The organism is Peribacillus simplex (assembly GCF_001578185.1).
GTDB classification, from domain to species: domain Bacteria; phylum Bacillota; class Bacilli; order Bacillales; family DSM-1321; genus Peribacillus; species Peribacillus simplex_A.
In genome coordinates this window covers 2,473,606-2,490,596 of sequence record NZ_CP011008.1, presented here as the reverse complement: position 1 = coordinate 2,490,596, position 16,991 = coordinate 2,473,606, and the positions used below count along the sequence as shown (strand labels likewise).

Here is a 16,991-nt window from a genome sequence, read left to right as displayed (position 1 = left end):
GGGTCTAATAGATAATAACGGCGGTATCCAGATTAATCCTATGAGTACGGCTATAATTATACATACCATCAAAAAAGACACTTCCTTACCCGGCAGTGTCTTTCATCTTTTTATTATGATCTTATTATCTAAATTGGCTTTTGGGTTTGATAGCATTGATTTTTTTCTGGGAAAACTCTGTCCGGAAGCCGTTAGTGGCTTTTTTAACAGAGTCTGTAACTGAATGTATCGCTTCACCAACATCTTGAGCAGAATCCAATAATGGTTCAACCGTTTTTATTTTAGTTTTTACATCGTCGGTGATTTCATTTGCAGTTTGCAATAGTTGTTTCGATTCGCCGGACAAATCGTGGATGGCATTTCTCACCTCAACCAATGTTTGATTGGCTTCTCCTATCGTGACCATTCCCTTTTGAAGAGTACTAATTAAAAATACGACCAACCAAATGAAGGCTAAAGCGATCGCAGCCACACTATATTGAATTATCAAGATAAAGCTCCCCCTCTATATTAAATAGTAGAAACGATTACTTTAAATAGGTTAGTGAATCCCGGGGTGCCTGTTTTTTAGTGATAAATGATGATACTATTTGATTATTATTTGAACCCCCTCAGCTTCAGTTCGAGTGGATAAATCCTTAGGGCGGCCTTCCAAACTGGCTTCTTTCATGGAATTGGTTACATTATGAATCATTTCCCCAACATCTTGAGCTGATTCTAGCAATGGATCGACATTTTCCATCTTCCCTTTTACATCCGCTGTAATTTGATTGGCAGAGTGGATCAATTGTTTGGACTCTTGCGTCAATCCATGTACCGCATTTCTTACCTCTTCCAGTGTCTTATTTGTTTCTTCGAGCGTTCCCATTCCTTTACGCAGCGTCTGGTTGACATTATATATCAAATACACGACGGCTCCGGAGACACTGGCCACACTTAATTTAATAAACATTTTCATATATCCACTCCTTTCATTTAAATTTATGCACTGCCCCTTTCATTAATTCCCTAAAGCCTTTCACGTGTCCGGTCAGTTTTATAGAGCTATTCACCTTAACCTAAAAGAAGTTTAAAGGATAGTATAAAGGATAATAGTAAGGGAGAGACCATATTCAGGAGGAGATTTGTTCATGTCACATGAGAATTATTCATCTGTTATCCAAACTTTAAATGATTGTATGACTGCGTGTAATCATTGTTACGACGCATGCTTAAAAGAAGATCAAGTAAACATGATGGTGGAGTGCATTCGCTTGGATCGGGAATGTGCGGATTTTTGCTCTTATTTAGAACAGGCGATAGGAAGAGGTACACCGTTTATTTCAGAGTTGGCTGAAGTTTGTGCCAAGATCTGTGAAAACTGCGGGAACGAATGTAAAAATCACGATCATGAACATTGTCAAAAATGTGCTGAGGCATGCTTTAGATGCGCAGAAGAATGCATAAAATTAGCCGCTTTATGAAAGGAATAGCACTAAGCTATTCCTTTTATTTTACTTCCCCTTTACCTACTCATTATTTTGTTAAATCTATTTAAGGATGATGATATAATTTATATATTCTAGCGAGGTATATGTTGAAATTTTTTAAAGATGAAATTTATAAAAATACCAAAGACATATATTGAAAACCGCCATTTTTAGGCACACTAGTATTAAAAACAGGAGGATATTATGACACCTCGAAATGTTCCGGCTAAAGCTGATTTAGAAGTGAAAGATACCCCCGCTTCACCTGATAAGGAAAGTGAATTAGCCAAACTCAATCGATTATTAGGTGCAGTCATGCGATATTTATCAGATGATGAACAAGAAGAAATTGATATAGAGTATCTTCTCGAAAACACCGAAGGGCTGCGGGATTGGTGGGGCGCATATAGGGAGCTTGATCGAAAACGGGTCGAAGAAGAAATAAAAAATTCCCTGACAGCTCTATCCCTTGAAGAACTTGAAAACATCCGTGAACAAATCCGCACAAAGGAATAATAAAAAAAGTCCCTGCACTGGGATTTAACCAGATCAGGGATTTTTTTATTTTCTTCTATATACAAATACATTTTTTTGAAATTAAAAAACGTTCCGTTCATGCGGCACCAGAAATCATTTGATTCAAAGACCACTCAATGAACTTAGTTCTAGTTGAACGATCATGGAATCAACTAATGCATGCAATGGATTTAAAACTGTGTTTCCTGTCTGAAACTCATAACGTTGAGCTGCTTCAACCATTGATAATTGCGCCACCGACAGCGGTCTTTCCCCACTATTAAAGTGGTGCAGGAACTTAACGATTTCTTGGTTATATTTTTCACCCAATCCCTGCATAATGAATTCAAACGTATTGTCGATGATGATTACTTCAAAATCCACACCCTCATATTTTTTAGCATGTGCATTTAAACGTTTGACAGTTCCTTCGACAGTAGCAGGGTTCGTGAATAATATGACTTGCGGTTGCATCAATTGGCAAATTTGTTCAAAATATGGTTCATCGATTTTAATGATAGGCATGGGTAAGGAGAGTTGTTCTTCGTTTAAAAAGGCGATGTAATTCGTACAGGTTATCAGGATGGCATCCACTTTACATTCGGCAATCCATTCGACTTGTTCTTTAACCATTTTTTGAGCATCCGAATACTTAAACTTTACATCCGACGCCACCCTATGCATCAAGCCTGGATCTACAAAATGAAGCCATTCAATATCAAATTTCGAGAAGGCTTTTTCTATATATTCAATATTTGTATAGTGTGCATGCAAACAGCCTATCTTTTTTCTCATGAATTTCCCGCTTTCAGCCAGTTTTCTGATTATTCTAATACAAAAAGACGTTCCTTTGCCCACTACCTGCAAAAACGATATTTTCCTTTTCCTAAGCCAGCCACCTCATGCTTAATCCAAGATAAAGAATCCCTCAAAAAATATATCTTTAAAGACGAATCGGTTGGGTATGAAGCGGACACCCGGGCATATATTTATCAAGGCAATAGCAAGGCGTATCATCAGGAAAATGGAACGGTAGCTTTACACTTCAAGTAATGCTAGTATTACTTGTAGATTGTCAAGTCGTAAAATTCAGATGAAAATCATAATTTTGGAGAGTGTTTATTATTCTATATTTAATCGCGATTCTTTTCCCCCCCTTAGCCGTATTATTAGCGGGTAAACCCATTCAGGCTTTGTTTAATTTAATCCTCACACTAATTTTTTACGTACCTGGTTTAATTCATGCCATCTTAGTGGTGCATGATAAAAAAGCTGATAAACGTATGAAGCAGCAAGCATCACTTATTGCTAAAGCGAGACGGAATGACTGAGTATATATTCAACAAACTACAACCCGAATCCTACACCAAAGGTGTTCTTTATTCGGGTTGCTCAATATTGGAAAAATTTCAGTTTAGTTGAATCTGTGTGACTTCCTATGCCCTCTGTGGTAACAAGCATCACATATATGAAAACGGGAGTCATCCGGCAACTTTTTTCCACAGCGCTTGCATTTTTTTTGATAATTCAACATTTCGTCTTTTAACTGATCATGAACGCCCTCACTGATTTCTTCACGGATACGCTCCCAGTAAACAGTTTCAGTCCTCTTACCCATCCGATATAAAAATAATAGATGAAGGCCTATCGCTTTATAAGAAAGCTCCAATTCCTCCAGATTTTTAGTCTTGATGATCGGTTCAGGAAGTTCACTGCTCTCGGCAATCGCTTCGACCGTTTCCAGCCACTGCTTGATCAGACTTGGTTCTTTCGCTGAAAAAGGGATATGCAAGAATCCATATAAATCCATTAAGGAAAAGCGCGCTTCGATTTCAGTATCCCGTATAAGCTCGTAAAGCTCCCTTTCTTCCGATAGTGATGCCTTTTTCGTGCCTTTAGGAGGCTCGAACCTCTCCCACATTTCGAAAAATATTCCTAGATTCCTGTAATACTTTTGAAAACGTTCAAACACAGCCGAGGTTGGGGCAATAGTGAAGGTCTGAACTGGCTCATCTACTTGTTCCAGCAACTTATTCATGATTTTAATCTCTGCTGTAAATGCCACCTTGCCAGTATCGTAAATCCCTTTTCTCCCTGCTCGACCTGCGATTTGTTTGATTTCTTGAGAAGTCAATCTTCTTCTTCGAGTCCCGTCGAATTTTTCATTTTCAAGAAAGACGATGCGTCGGATTGGCAAGTTCAATCCCATTCCTATCGCATCTGTGGCTACAACCACTGATGTTTCACCGCGATTGAATAACTCTATTTGCCGTTTTCTGTTTTCAGGTGGCATACTGCCGTATATCATGCTGACATTATGTCCACTCTCTTTTAGACGGGATGCGGTTTCCAGTACGTGCCTTCTTGAAAAACAAATGAGCGCATCCCCTTTTTTGGTAAACTTCAATCCAAATTCCTTTTGTTCTACCTCCAGCGGTATTTCACGTCTGTATTCGTGGAGTTCTAAATCTGCTTCATTCAGTAGGTTCAAAAGCATCATTTTGATATTCTTGCTTCCGATAATGTGTACTTCTTTCGCATTTGCTTGTGTGATTGCCCTAAACCACGAAAAGCCTCGATCTTTATCGGCAATCATTTGGGCTTCATCTATAACGATTACTTCATGGTAGTCTTTTTCATGAAACATTTCAACTGTGCTGGAAACATGATTAGCACCCGCAACTGCCTTTTCTTCTTCACCGGTTTTTAATGAACAAGGAACACCATCCGCATTTAATTTATCAAACACTTCGAGGGCTAGTAGTCTAAGGGGTGCCAGATACAAACCGCTTTCCGCTTCTTTCATTTTTTGTAGGGCCTTATGTGTCTTCCCGGTATTGGTCTCTCCGATATGCAAAACATACCTAACTTTTTTTCCTAATGATGGAGTATAGGCCTTTCCGATAATGTCATCAATCATCCTTTGCTCTTCAGCCAGCTTCTTTGCCTGCTCTGCCAATACTTCAGCTTTTCTTCTTTCTCTGTTCGCCTCGTCCTTTTCAAATATTTGTTCGTGCAATGTTTCATTAAAAGGAATTCCTTCAAGGCTCAGTAAATCAGAAAGGTATTCTTCCTGAAGTTCATCAAAACAGGCCTGAGACAAATCAGCCAATTCATCCCTTAATATACCTTGAAGGTCTTCAACCGTCAGCCTTTCCCCATATGACTCCAAAAAATCATGATGCAGTGCAACAGGTAATTGGTTCAAGTACTTTTCTGGGGCTAATTTCAGAATGAATTCCGAAACTAGCCTTTCATACCTGTAGAAGTAATTTTCATACTCAAAATGGTTCCTTCCCCAATCGAGTAACGAGTGAATATCGCCTGTCAGCTCTTCAAAAAAATCAGAGACCATAAGGTATTCAGCTGCTTGAAATCCCCCCTCTTCAACCAATCGTTCTTCAAGCAAGTATGGATCGACATATTGAAATTTAGGCTTATTATTAAGATCCGCTGCCAAGTTTCCAGCAATATAATTCCTGACATGTAAATATAAAAGCAGTGAGCTTTTTTCAAAAAAAGTATTGGCCTCTTCTTGAAGTCTAACGCGTATTTTCCATCGTTGCTTAGCCAGCCGCTGTTCTTCTTGTCGCTTAGTGAAGTTATCCCTTGCATTTTTATATCTCTTCTCCCAATCATCTGGATTTTCAGCAAAGGATTTTTTTATCCACGATAAGGCATCAAAAGGACGATACTTCTTTAATTCATTCCGGAACATGCTATTTATCAGCTTATGATCTGAACCTTCTGTTACAAATCCCCTTTCGCTTAGAAACACCTTTTTTTCCTTCCTGGGCACATCGTTTGATGCTTTATTTAACCAAACATTGATCCAAATTTGCTCAATAAAAGAAACCCTGTCTGATATATATGTTGCAAACGAAGGCATCGTCTCTTGATTCTCTAAAAAGTAATCCATATCCTGGATTATTTTTTCCTTTGTATTGTCTATAGCAATAGGATATATACTTTCTAATTTTCCCATAATGATCCCCTTTTGAATTATCCTGTATGTACTTTATTCTTACCTTTTATCCTCTCCAAAACATTTTTTTAAATGAGCCAGATACATTCGTTTTATCTAGGTAATTCATGTGGTTCTTTAATCATGACAAGGAACAGAAATGCCAAGCTGCTTTAACCTCATGCGAGCCAAGGTAAATATGAAAATTGATACTAATTTTGCACCTGAAACGGTACTCTTGCCATTTCACGTACAGTATAATACAGGTTAGATAGACTGATTATTGACTTAAAGGAAAATATCGGTTATTGAGTGATGCCCATACCGGCATACAGAAACGAATAGCCGATTAGCCATTTGGAAATCAGGCAAAAGAAATTTAATGATATTAAAAAAGCCGAAAATAAAATAAGGGTCAATTTTTAACCGACTGACAATCATACTGAATTAAGAAAAATAGAAACAGCCCATTAAACGGTCAGCTTACCGATTACATTATCCATCAATAAAACGAATCCAACCCCTAAATTGAGTTTAGTGGAAATCCTGGTAACTGTCACGGTATTCAGATTCCGCTTTTGTGTCTTTCTAGTTCAATATGAGAAATAACATCCGGAAACCTAAAAAGACTAAAGATAAAAGAGGAGCCTGAAAATGATTCAGCAAGATATCAATTATTATAAAAATTTTGACTCTATGGCTAAAGAAGTATTAGCACTATTAGCCCAAACCATTGATGTCAATACATTCTTTCTTTCGATATTGAATCCTACACAGAGTTTTATGATCAAATCCTTCAATAGAAATGCTAAGTTAATTTGTGAAGGTGACATCCTTCCTTATAATATGGCTTATTGCAAATTAGTTGTTGAGAATGGCTTGGAACCACTCGTTATCCCGAATTTAAAGAAACATGATTTGACTAGTGGCCACCCCGTAACGAAGTTTATCGAGAATGGGTGTTTTATGGGGACGCCCCTTATAAATGAGGGTGAAATCATTGGTACATTATGTGCTTTCGACATTAAACCTTATGATTTTAAGGAGTATGATATGATACTCATCAAATCTTTGGCAGCTTTGATTAGTCAAACCATCATTCTTGAAGATGGGATAATCAGAGATCCTTTGTCAGGTCTTTATAATAGGCACTTCATTTATAATTATTTTGATTTTCATGACGATAAAACAAACGATGAAATGGCCATTCTTTACATCGATCTTGATCATTTTAAATTTTTCAATGATTCCTTCGGTCATGATGCTGGAGACGACGTTATAAAAAAAGCGGCTAAATGTCTTTTGCAAACCGTCCCCCACGGGAGTCATGTGGCACGTATAGGTGGAGATGAATTCATTGTATTATTACATCCATCGCATTGTGAGGATTTAATGAAAAGCACACAGCAAAACGCAGAATTAATATTGAACCAATTATCCACAATGCCCATTCCCATTAAAGGAAATGATTATTTTGTATCAGTTAGCATAGGGATAAGCTTTTATCCGCATAATGGTACGGAAATGGAGTCACTTTTGAAAAAAGCTGATCGTACGATGTATACAGCTAAAGAGTTAGGTCGAAAGAATATTCAATACTTTCACCCGCTGTGATTTTCCTGAAAAATAAAAAAACCAGTTCTCCTTAGAGACTGGCTTTGACTTTTACCTTAAAAAAATCCAACGTTTAGCTTTAAGCCTTTGCAACAGCTTGAGCAGATCAGCATTTTCCTTATGTATCCGTTTCTCGGATGGTGAAGCCGAGGGGGCCGGGATGTTAACTCTCTCGGGTTTTTTGTTCATATCCTGAAAGACCCTTCCTATTCCTTTATTTTGAATAGTATATGCGGGCTTTCCATTAAATATCATAAGGCAAAGGAAAACCTCTGCCTTGATTCTTATTAAACACTTTTTAACCGGCTGAAGCGTGCAGCTTTTTCTTTTTGTTTCAGGATAATGCGTTCGTTTTGTTTCATCACCTTTTTGGTATGGGGACTCAAACCCACGTCGGGTATTTTCACCTGTGGTTTGATTACGGCAACTGACACTTCACTGCCGGCTTTATCATAAATGCTCATTTATCTTCACCACCCGGGTTTTGTTTTATGACCATATCGAACATCATGATTAATAATGCTATTAATAAACAATCGACTTCTGAAACGAAGCTTTCTGATTTAACGTCAAGGATATAGGATTCCATCAATATACTTACTGGCTGCAGAGCCATTTTTTCTTCATCATTATAATACGTATCTTCTCTTTCCAATGTAGCACGAATGGTACTGCCATTCAAGTTCGGATGCCCATTTATCACCAATTGCTTGTCCTGTTCCGTTTTGAAAGGAAGGATTTTCACGTTCATCCCTTCTTTTGCGGCATAAGCTTGAAGGAGAATGCTCAAATAAGCCAAGTATTCCTTATTCGTTTGATAATACTCAGGAATCCCTTCTTTTTTAAGGAGATGAAACATATTCTTGACCTTTTCCCTATTATCCGTTAAAAGTTTATCACTTTCCGCAACGGCTTTTGTTGCATAGGACAGTTCATTATCGCCAATTTTGGATATATACATGCTCAAGAACACAAACATATCTATCAGGATAAATACAATAGCCATAATCAAGAAGTTTTTCCATTCGTTAAATATACTCATTGGATAGAAATTCCAATAAATCAATGCTCCTAATATAAAAATGACATACCAGGTTTTTCGAATCACTTCAATCCTCTTACTAACCCTATCTTTATATTTCCAAGAAAGAATGACATATGCTAATAAAGCAATAAATACTACCCATACAAAGACTCTGAAAAACATTAACAATCGTTTTATCCCCCTACAATTCATACGGCTGTTATTCACATATCCGCTCTCTATATTATTCATTATATATACCCCTTTTCCCTGCCTGGGGCGGGTGAAACTTAAACACTGGTCATGAGTTTTTCAAAACACTCCTCCCAAAGGGATTATCCACTATATGAATCATCGATTTCACCAAGCAGCAACACCTGTTACCAGGAGGGTATATCTATATCATTTTTCTTGTGGGATATCGCAGTAAATAACCATACAAATTCTGTGATATGATAAGTTTACGAAAGGTCTGATTAATATGGGAGGAACATAATTCATGCTGAAAATTATAAAGATCATCATTTCTTCTATTATATTAGTGTTACTTGTACTTAACCTCTATCCTCCGCTGGGGAGGCGGGCAAACAAAGAAAAAGTGCGAAGTTTCACTACTAAAGAGAATTTTGCCAATGGGAAATTCCACAATCAGATCCCTGCTAGTCAATCGATGAGTCTTAAACATACCGGTTCCATTTTACGGGATTACATAAAAGGCAATCCAAAAAGAAGGCCAGACCATCCTATCGGAATTGGAACAAAAGAACCTGTATCTGTGGATTCCAATAAAGTCACCTGGTTTGGTCATTCTGCATTCATGTTGGAGATAGACGGGAAAACCATTTTGGTGGATCCGATGTTTGGTAAAGCACCCACTCCGTTTCCTTGGTTTGGGAACAAGCGGTTTAGCGGGGAATTGCCTGTTGATTTGGATTCACTGCCTCCTATCGATGCCGTCCTGCTCTCACATGACCATTACGATCATCTGGATTATTTCTCAATAAAGAAAATAAAAGATAAGGTCGGTCAGTTCATTGTTCCACTGGGTGTCGGTGGACACCTTGAAAGATGGGGCGTTAAACAAGAACTGATCCAGGAACATAATTGGTGGGATGAAGTTTCATTCAAGGATTTGAAATTTGTTTGTACACCTGCAAGGCATTTTTCTGGAAGGAGTTTAACCGATGGCAATACGACATTGTGGTGTTCTTGGGTAATTAATGGAAAACGTGAAAAGGTATTTTTCAGCGGTGATAGTGGATATGGTAGCCATTTTAAAGATATCGGCGAAAAATACGGTCCTTTTGATTTAACTTTAATGGAATGCGGCCAATATGATGAGCGCTGGTCAACCATCCATATGATGCCTGAGGAAACTGTTCAAGCACACATCGATGTACAAGGAAAACTGATGATTCCCATTCATTGGGCTGGGTTCACATTGTCTTTTCATGATTGGACAGATCCGATAGAACGGGTAACAAAAGCTGCCAATGATCTTGCCGTCCAAGTCTGCACACCTCAACTGGGCGAGCAAGTATTGATCGGTTCAGCAAATTTTCCGCAAACAATATGGTGGAAATGAAAATGGACCATTCAGTTTGTAGAAAAAAGGGGTTCGGAAAACGTATCTTTTATCAAATGATGTTCCCGAACCAACTGACTCATAGCAATACCTACAACTCTTCAGGTATGATTTCTATCTAAGTTTTGTAACAAAGCTGATTGGAACGGCTCTGCGAGACTCCTGCTTAGAAAAGCGAGTCTAGGGAGACCGCCCGCGAAAATGCCTGGAGCGGAAATCAACATTCAAATTGTACAAGCCATAAAAAAACACCCCGTAAATGTTAGTTTGGTTAACATTTACGGGGCAGTTCAAGTTTGCCTACAGTCTGAATGGTCCATTCCTATTAGGATGGACCATTTTCATTCATTTCACACTTTGTTCCTCTTTATATTCAAGATTCACTTTTATCGCATGCTCTTTCTCCCCTTCAAAATAATTCGTCCCTATTACACCTAAAATGATTAGTACTGACCCCATAATATCGTAGATTGTAATATTTTCATCAAGAATGAGAGCTCCCGCTGCAATCGTGACAACCGTGGAAAGATTTGCAAATACACTCATTTGAGATGCTTTGATTTTTGATAAAATCGTATTGGATAATAACGAGGTGACCAATGAAGCCAATATTCCCAAATACAAAATGGAACTGATGAATTCCATGCTTGACCATGGTGTAAAGAATTCAGGCATTGTTGCTTGTTTTAAATGGGTAACGAGCGCGGCAACGTTAAAAATGACAAAGCCTGTTCCCATCATGAAAAAGGACATTTCACCTGGTGTATAGTCCTTGGCAAGCGAACGGGTCATCGTTGTATAACATGCAGTAGCAATACAGGAGAGCAGAATCAACACCATCCCAAGCATGTCGGAAAAATTGATCGTGCTCCCTTTCATCATCAAAATAAAAATGACCCCACCTACCGACAAGACAATCGAAAGTTTTTGATATAAAGATGTTTTCTCCTTAAGGAAATATCCAGCTATCATTAATGTTAGAATTGGGGTGACGGCAGACAGAATTCCAGCATCAGTGGATTGCGAATACTTAAGTCCGAAAGTTTGAAAGGTAAAGAAAAGAGTGGGGAATAGCAAGGATAGTGGAACCAGATTTTTAGCTGACTCCCAGGAATAGTTCAACTTAATGACTTTAAAGGCGACAAGGAATAAAATGATCACGAAAGAAACCGTGAATCGGAACGCCAAAGTATCAAGCGGATTCGATTCTGCAATCGCCATTTTCGTGAATAAGAAAGATAGGCCGACAATACATGAATGAAATAGGGCTAACATGCATACAAATGTTCGGGATTTCATGGATGCAACTCCTCAACTAGATTACTATATTTCCTTTTAGGTATAGTACCCTTTGTATCTGACGTCCAATCCAAGTTAGTGTTAAAAGATGATGATGGCTTAAATTCTATTGAAAGTTACAATTCTTCATTGATCAATCATGCATAACAATATCTTATTAAAGAAGGATCATTTTCATGCTTTAACGGTGATGATCCATGTAACTTTCGGTCCATATTCACTTTTTCTTCAAAAGTCAACACTTTAGAACATTGCTAAGTATGATAAAATTCAACGAGAAAGAGAGGTATACATAAATGTTAGTTACTACAATAGTATTCCTTATGGCAGGCCTAGCCGAAATTGGTGGCGGCTACCTAATTTGGCTTTGGTTAAGAGAGGGTAAATCCATTTATCTAGGTTTAGCCGGAGGGTTTGGGCTGGTATTATACGGTATCATTGCAACTTTCCAAACGTTCCCAACCTTTGGACGGGTATACGCTGCATATGGCGGGGTTTTCATTGTTTTATCGGTTTTATGGGGATGGGGCATCGATAAGAAAACTCCTGATCTATATGATTGGATTGGAGCTGCAATCTGTTTAGTCGGGGTTTCAGTCATTATATGGGGACCTAGACAGTAAAAAAATGAAAGGGCCTTAGCCCTTTAATTCCTCACTAAAACCTTCACTAGGTGTTTGGCCGTTTTACTAATGCCCAAGTATCTTTACCAGCCTTCCCACCCAACCCTATAGGCAATAGATCGCCTATTTGTAGAATTCATCTCATGCCTTAAAGCAAGCTTATTAGCTGCTTTCGATTGGGGTACGTTAGAACAATTTCTTTTCCTGCCTGCTTACAGTCATATTGCTGAAATTATTGTTATGAACCAAATTCCCACTGCTGAAATGATGCTATCCCCCCAACACTGCCGACACCTGCATAAAAAACGCCCTCTTATCAAAAGAGGGCGTTTACGATTATAATATTAAGCATCCAAGGCTTCCTTACGCTTTCTTTTCTTAGATTCGGTTATTAGATCATAACCAAGATAAAGGATGATCGCTGCGCCTAATAATTTAATATATAACGGAATCTCCGCTATGAAGAAATATATCATAGAGAATAATGTACCTATAATGCATAACCAAAAAATTATGTGTTTTAAAAATTTCAAAGTAATGACTCCTCTCATAAGATGAGATTAATTTCTAGTTCGCTCCACTTCAAGGAGGAATTAATTATCCGTACAATCATTCTAACATTTATTCTTTATATAATGGAGTGAATTGCATTGCGAAATTATGAACATTTAAGAAACTTTATTCTTTCGATCTTATCCCTCTAAGGTCAGGGCGAACAATTCCACCAAAATCGTTATTAAAACGTGTAAATACCGGAATCATGACTCCTCCAACAGAAGCCCTCAAAAACGAATGAGCATGAAATGACGGCGAGGGTATCCATGCATTCCATTTCATGCATTTAACCTTTACAAAACATTCATTTTATCGGATTCTACCACTATTTCTTCATTTGGTTCCGAATGATCATTTTTGTAATATGCCATTTTCACTGGAACGAATGATAAAGCAACCGCTGCAATCAGACCTGGAATGGCAAAGGCAATGAAATTCAATTGGATGGGCAGCGAGATGGACAATAAAAATCCGCCGAGTATAGGTCCAAGCATACCGCCGATCCTTCCGATTCCAGATGCCACACCTAATGCAGTTGATCTAATATTTGGTGGGTAGTATTGTGAAACATAGGCTTGTACGAGGTTTTGGGCACCAATGGTACAGGCACCTGCAATCGCTACCAAGGTGTAAATCATGAAGGAACTTCCGCCCATTCCCAATAGCGTCAAACTGACTGCCCCAAGCGCATACATCGGCACAAGCATTTTCTTGGATCCATAACGATCACAAAGTTTAGCGATGATAAGCGTGCCAATGATAGCTCCCCCCTGCAGAACGATCAAGAAACCTAAACTTGAATTCAGCGCATACCCTGCCCCGATCATTAACTTGGGAAGCCATGTATTCAATCCATATACCATCAATAGACACATGAAAAAGGCGATCCAGAACATCATGGTGCTTAGAGTACGGGCCCCCTTAAACAATCCAACAATCGGCATATTCGTATCAGTTTTTTTCACTTCTGCAATTTCGTCCCTGATGTCGAAATTGCTCTCAGGACTTACCTTGGATAATATCCTGATCAATTCTTCTTTTCTGTCAACTCTGATCAGATGCGTAGAAGCCTCTGGTAAACGCTTCATCATGAAGGGTAAAAATAACAGTGGTATTCCCGCAAAACAGAATATTGACTCCCAACCTAGGATCGGCATAAGCAAGATACCCAGTATCGGGGCAAGCATCCCTCCAAATGAATATCCGCACAAAACGACCGAAACGACCATGCTCCGCATCGTTTTCGGTGCATAATCCGTCAATAAGGCAATGACATTCGGCATGATGCCCCCAAGCCCTAATCCCGCCAAAAATCGGAAAGTCGAAAACATGGTAGGTGTGTTCGCAAATCCACATAAAAGTGTAAATAAACTAAATAAAATCAGCGAAATCGCTATTACATTTTTTCTGCCAATCCTATCTGCCAATGTACCAAAGAAGATCGCCCCGAACATCATTCCAAATAGACCATAGCTGCCCATAGCCCCCGCTTCCACGGAAGTTAGGTTCCACTCCTCCGTCAATACCGGGACGACCGTTCCGTAAACGACAAGGTCATAGCCATCAAAAAGGATTATTATAAAACACCATGCCAGCAACCCAAAATGAAAGCGGTTAAATTTACTGTTGCTAATTACCTCGGTTGTGTTAATACTAGCCATAAAATTTTCTCCTCCCTAAGGTGACTGCGGTAACTCCATCCAAATGATAGCGCTTACGTAATTCTTAAAAAATATCGACTCACCATCTTTTTATATAAATAGTGAACCGAGTTATCTAATTATTATTATAATGGCTAATTATCAGATATCAATAAAAACTTTCACATATTATTCATAAATCTTGGATCCTTACATTTTAATTTTTCTGACAATACCCATTCGTGCATCTATCTACAACACTCTGAACATTAGTAAAAACAACAAAAAACCAGCCCCAAATCGGAACTGGTTTCTAATTTTAAAAATATAAGCCGCCATTGCCGTATTCAAGTAAGAAAGTTTTAAACCACCACTCCTCAAAGTGGGTGTTTGCAAAAACAATCCTGTTGTCCAAGTCAGTGACGAGGCATAACATTCCTGTTTCGATGTAAAACTCCCTATTACAGCTTAAAGGTTAAAACTTAATTATCATTACGAACAACGCAGCTTGTATAGTTATAATACCTAAATACCTTCAATCTTGCAAGTTTAATCATTCCCAATCAATAAAATTTTTCATGTAACATGAGCGAAATAAGCTGCAGCCCTATACGGAAAAAACCAAAAGCGACACTCTTCACATATTAATTTTATATATTGCATTGGCTAAGATAGGCAGGAAAGATTTTTAGATTTAATGTGCAAGATAAAATAGGGCAAAATAAATTTAAAATGCTTGTCTAACAGAAGTCTAATTTATGATGTTGAACATTACAATTAATAGTAGATAACATTTGCAAATACTTGTCAGGAGTCTATAATATTAACTATCAGATTTGATTGGAGTGACTAGTTATGCTTTCAAACATTGGTTTTCCCGGTTTAATTTTAATCCTTATTTTAGCTTTAATTGTTTTTGGACCCAATAAGCTTCCGCAAATCGGACGGGCAGTTGGCACCTCGCTTAGGGAGTTCAAGGATGCAACAAAGGGAATAACAGAAGAAATTCAAGAGGAATTCAAGGATGACGTTCAAGCTGCAAGAAAAGAATCGCTAAAATGAAAAAGACGCCTGCACGCAGCAGGCGTCTTTGATGCGTTTGAGGCGTAGAACCGTCAGGCCACATCCCGACGTTTAGCTAAAAGCTTGTTCTTCGGCTTACACAAATTAGCTCATCGCTTTATTAATATAACATTAAACCTATATTATTTCAAGAGATTAATTAAACACCCGATTAAATAATGATAATCCTTATTCCTAATTGCTTTGAGGTTTTTTTATCAAAGTATTCTATCGAGTTGTTTATTAAAATATAAAATACTAACATAAGCCACTTTAAGAAGTTCCTTCTAAAAAACCTTATGAACTTCTACAAGTTCATCGTTAATTGAGTCAATTGATCCGAGGAAACGGCCACTTGCTTGAACGCTTCATCAATTTCCTCGAATATAGCATTCAGTTCAGTCATTTCCTTGGTGATTTTAATATTCTGCTCTTTTACTGAAAGCATGGCCTTTGCGATATCGGTATAAAAATACGCTCGTTTCTTTACCTTGTTCCGTGCCTTTAGTAATCTCCCCGCTAACCATTGAAATAGATGTTTTCATAACATTAGTAAAATGAGCAATGCCACTAACGAGTTTCACTACTTCCGAAATTGATTCTTTGGTATTTTCCGAAAGCTTCCTTACCTCACCGGCTACAACCGCAAATCCTCTACCATTTTCACCCGCTCTTGCCGCTTCAATCGCTGCATTCAATGCCAACAAATTCGTTTGTTCTGCAATTGAAGTGATTATCGTGACAATTCGTCCGATTTCCTTTGATGTATTGGATAGGTGTTCCATATCTTTTGAGATGAGCGTCATTTGCTCCTGTGTTTTTACCAATCTTTTCTCTAATCCTTGTAACAGTTCAACGCCTTCATTTGATTTTCCCTCTGTCTCTATTGCAATTTCCGAACCCTTTTGAGTGAAATCATGAATTTCGACTACCTTATTTGCCATTAATTGAGTCGCTGAACTTGTCTCTTGACTGATTGCTGCCAATTCTTCTGCATTATGATTCACCTGCAGTTTAATCGTTTCTTTTTCTTCATGGTTTTTTATACGCATCTTTTCATTTTCAAGCTCATATGCCTCTAAAACGATTTGCTGCTCTAAATTGAAAATTTTGGTGATAGCCAGAATGTTATTCTGATATTGCTCAGTATTCTTTATATTGGAAATTACATGAATGATTAATGATTGCAGTAAATCTTGAAAAGCACTCATATACCATTTTGGCTGCAGTCCTATTCGCACATGTACTTGTGCGATGGCATAACGCTGTTTGATATACGCATCATCAATTGTACCACTGAACATTTCGAACATATGACGATGAAGCGTCTTTTTCAACCTATCAACAGAACTATTGTCCGAAATGATTTTCATTAAAGAGGATTCATTTTTTAGATTTTTATAAAAATTTTCTATAATTTGGCTCAATTGTTCTTTTACTTCACCTTGTAAAGACCGAATAATACATAAATCCCCGATCGTCAAATGAATCATGTCCACTTGAGCCAATACGCTCGGAAATTCAGTGACATTTATACCGACTTGTTCCTTAAATTGCATATAGTCTATAGCATCTATCTTTTGTCTGTTTCTCCATATACTTTTCATGATTGAATTGCCCTCCAATTTATCTACCCATAT

The 16,991-nt window shown here is 38.0% G+C and carries 16 protein-coding genes and 1 other RNA gene; 7 read left to right on the top strand and 10 right to left on the bottom strand.

What is annotated here, in order from left to right; translation table 11 throughout:
* Positions 1 to 124: 124 nt before the first annotated feature.
* Together UP17_RS11635 and UP17_RS11630 are read right to left on the bottom strand one after the other, a co-directional pair.
* A complete protein-coding gene (locus UP17_RS11635) occupies positions 125 to 490 on the bottom strand; it encodes a DUF948 domain-containing protein (RefSeq protein WP_061463150.1) in 366 nt (121 codons plus the stop codon).
* Between the two features lie 96 nt (positions 491 to 586).
* Complete coding sequence (locus UP17_RS11630; RefSeq protein ID WP_061463149.1) at positions 587 to 958, bottom strand: DUF948 domain-containing protein; 372 nt, start codon at positions 956 to 958, stop codon at positions 587 to 589.
* A gap of 172 nt (positions 959 to 1,130) precedes the next feature.
* Here UP17_RS11630 and UP17_RS11625 point away from each other — a divergent pair, with 172 nt between their 5' ends.
* Together UP17_RS11625 and UP17_RS11620 are read left to right on the top strand one after the other, a co-directional pair.
* Positions 1,131 to 1,463, top strand: a complete 333-nt coding sequence (locus tag UP17_RS11625; protein ID WP_061463148.1) for a four-helix bundle copper-binding protein — start codon at positions 1,131 to 1,133, stop codon at positions 1,461 to 1,463.
* 210 nt (positions 1,464 to 1,673) lie between these two features.
* Positions 1,674 to 1,985 carry a hypothetical protein gene (locus UP17_RS11620; RefSeq protein ID WP_155727306.1) on the top strand — a complete coding sequence of 104 codons (312 nt, stop codon included), beginning with the start codon at positions 1,674 to 1,676 and terminating at the stop codon, positions 1,983 to 1,985.
* Between the two features lie 123 nt (positions 1,986 to 2,108).
* Here UP17_RS11620 and UP17_RS11615 read toward each other — a convergent pair whose 3' ends face one another.
* Complete coding sequence (locus UP17_RS11615) at positions 2,109 to 2,780, bottom strand: hypothetical protein (RefSeq protein WP_061463147.1); 672 nt, start codon at positions 2,778 to 2,780, stop codon at positions 2,109 to 2,111.
* Positions 2,781 to 3,109: 329 nt separating this feature from the next.
* On the opposite strand from UP17_RS11615, the gene UP17_RS11605 reads away from it, so the two are divergent.
* Entirely contained in the window at positions 3,110 to 3,316 is a 207-nt protein-coding gene (locus UP17_RS11605) for a YqaE/Pmp3 family membrane protein (protein ID WP_061466070.1), read from the top strand.
* An 83-nt stretch (positions 3,317 to 3,399) separates the two neighbouring features.
* On the opposite strand, the gene UP17_RS11600 is transcribed toward UP17_RS11605, so the two are convergent.
* On the bottom strand, positions 3,400 to 5,970 hold the full coding sequence (locus UP17_RS11600) for a DEAD/DEAH box helicase (protein WP_061463145.1): 2,571 nt from the start codon (positions 5,968 to 5,970) through the stop codon (positions 3,400 to 3,402).
* Positions 5,971 to 6,603: 633 nt separating this feature from the next.
* On the opposite strand from UP17_RS11600, the gene UP17_RS11595 reads away from it, so the two are divergent.
* Positions 6,604 to 7,563 (top strand): sensor domain-containing diguanylate cyclase, encoded by a 960-nt coding sequence (locus UP17_RS11595; protein WP_061463144.1) that lies wholly within the window; start codon positions 6,604 to 6,606, stop codon positions 7,561 to 7,563.
* A 287-nt stretch (positions 7,564 to 7,850) separates the two neighbouring features.
* Here the strand turns inward: UP17_RS11595 and UP17_RS27565 are convergent, their stop codons facing one another.
* Together UP17_RS27565 and UP17_RS11585 are read right to left on the bottom strand one after the other, a co-directional pair.
* Positions 7,851 to 8,027, bottom strand: coding sequence for a hypothetical protein (locus UP17_RS27565; RefSeq protein ID WP_155727305.1), 177 nt, complete (start codon positions 8,025 to 8,027; stop codon positions 7,851 to 7,853).
* Positions 8,024 to 8,839 carry a type II toxin-antitoxin system SpoIISA family toxin gene (locus tag UP17_RS11585; RefSeq protein ID WP_081108797.1) on the bottom strand — a complete coding sequence of 272 codons (816 nt, stop codon included), beginning with the start codon at positions 8,837 to 8,839 and terminating at the stop codon, positions 8,024 to 8,026. The genes UP17_RS27565 and UP17_RS11585 overlap by 4 nt, the downstream gene beginning before the upstream one ends.
* A gap of 247 nt (positions 8,840 to 9,086) precedes the next feature.
* Here UP17_RS11585 and UP17_RS11580 point away from each other — a divergent pair, with 247 nt between their 5' ends.
* Positions 9,087 to 10,172, top strand: a complete 1,086-nt coding sequence (locus tag UP17_RS11580; RefSeq protein ID WP_061463141.1) for an MBL fold metallo-hydrolase — start codon at positions 9,087 to 9,089, stop codon at positions 10,170 to 10,172.
* Between the two features lie 345 nt (positions 10,173 to 10,517).
* Here the strand turns inward: UP17_RS11580 and UP17_RS11575 are convergent, their stop codons facing one another.
* Complete coding sequence (locus tag UP17_RS11575; protein WP_061463140.1) at positions 10,518 to 11,471, bottom strand: DMT family transporter; 954 nt, start codon at positions 11,469 to 11,471, stop codon at positions 10,518 to 10,520.
* 296 nt (positions 11,472 to 11,767) lie between these two features.
* Here UP17_RS11575 and UP17_RS11570 point away from each other — a divergent pair, with 296 nt between their 5' ends.
* Complete coding sequence (locus tag UP17_RS11570; protein WP_061463139.1) at positions 11,768 to 12,094, top strand: YnfA family protein; 327 nt, start codon at positions 11,768 to 11,770, stop codon at positions 12,092 to 12,094.
* 848 nt (positions 12,095 to 12,942) lie between these two features.
* Here UP17_RS11570 and UP17_RS11560 read toward each other — a convergent pair.
* Positions 12,943 to 14,310, bottom strand: coding sequence for an MFS transporter (locus UP17_RS11560; RefSeq protein WP_061463137.1), 1,368 nt, complete (start codon positions 14,308 to 14,310; stop codon positions 12,943 to 12,945).
* Between the two features lie 304 nt (positions 14,311 to 14,614).
* Positions 14,615 to 14,802: non-coding RNA, 6S RNA (gene ssrS / locus UP17_RS11555), on the bottom strand.
* Positions 14,803 to 15,144: 342 nt separating this feature from the next.
* Here ssrS and tatA point away from each other — a divergent pair.
* Complete coding sequence (gene tatA / locus UP17_RS11550) at positions 15,145 to 15,351, top strand: twin-arginine translocase TatA/TatE family subunit (protein WP_061463136.1); 207 nt, start codon at positions 15,145 to 15,147, stop codon at positions 15,349 to 15,351.
* A gap of 419 nt (positions 15,352 to 15,770) precedes the next feature.
* On the opposite strand, the gene UP17_RS29240 is transcribed toward tatA, so the two are convergent.
* The gene (locus UP17_RS29240; protein ID WP_061463135.1) at positions 15,771 to 16,958 is read right to left on the bottom strand and encodes a globin-coupled sensor protein; all 1,188 of its coding nucleotides are present in this window, start codon (positions 16,956 to 16,958) and stop codon (positions 15,771 to 15,773) included.
* Positions 16,959 to 16,991: the final 33 nt, after the last annotated feature.

Excerpts from the sequence above, each read along its gene's own strand:
- UP17_RS11560 (WP_061463137.1), bottom strand. The coding sequence starts at position 14,310 with ATGGCTAGTATTAACACAACCGAGGTAATTAGCAACAGTAAATTTAAC.
- UP17_RS11615 (WP_061463147.1), bottom strand. The coding sequence starts at position 2,780 with ATGAGAAAAAAGATAGGCTGTTTGCATGCACACTATACAAATATTGAA.
- tatA (WP_061463136.1), top strand. The coding sequence starts at position 15,145 with ATGCTTTCAAACATTGGTTTTCCCGGTTTAATTTTAATCCTTATTTTA.
- UP17_RS11580 (WP_061463141.1), top strand. The coding sequence starts at position 9,087 with ATGCTGAAAATTATAAAGATCATCATTTCTTCTATTATATTAGTGTTA.
- UP17_RS11570 (WP_061463139.1), top strand. The coding sequence starts at position 11,768 with ATGTTAGTTACTACAATAGTATTCCTTATGGCAGGCCTAGCCGAAATT.
- UP17_RS11625 (WP_061463148.1), top strand. The coding sequence starts at position 1,131 with ATGTCACATGAGAATTATTCATCTGTTATCCAAACTTTAAATGATTGT.
- UP17_RS11600 (WP_061463145.1), bottom strand. The coding sequence starts at position 5,970 with ATGGGAAAATTAGAAAGTATATATCCTATTGCTATAGACAATACAAAG.
- UP17_RS11620 (WP_155727306.1), top strand. The coding sequence starts at position 1,674 with ATGACACCTCGAAATGTTCCGGCTAAAGCTGATTTAGAAGTGAAAGAT.
- UP17_RS27565 (WP_155727305.1), bottom strand. The coding sequence starts at position 8,027 with ATGAGCATTTATGATAAAGCCGGCAGTGAAGTGTCAGTTGCCGTAATC.
- UP17_RS11630 (WP_061463149.1), bottom strand. The coding sequence starts at position 958 with ATGAAAATGTTTATTAAATTAAGTGTGGCCAGTGTCTCCGGAGCCGTC.
- UP17_RS11575 (WP_061463140.1), bottom strand. The coding sequence starts at position 11,471 with ATGAAATCCCGAACATTTGTATGCATGTTAGCCCTATTTCATTCATGT.
- UP17_RS29240 (WP_061463135.1), bottom strand. The coding sequence starts at position 16,958 with ATGAAAAGTATATGGAGAAACAGACAAAAGATAGATGCTATAGACTAT.
- UP17_RS11585 (WP_081108797.1), bottom strand. The coding sequence starts at position 8,839 with ATGAATAATATAGAGAGCGGATATGTGAATAACAGCCGTATGAATTGT.
- UP17_RS11595 (WP_061463144.1), top strand. The coding sequence starts at position 6,604 with ATGATTCAGCAAGATATCAATTATTATAAAAATTTTGACTCTATGGCT.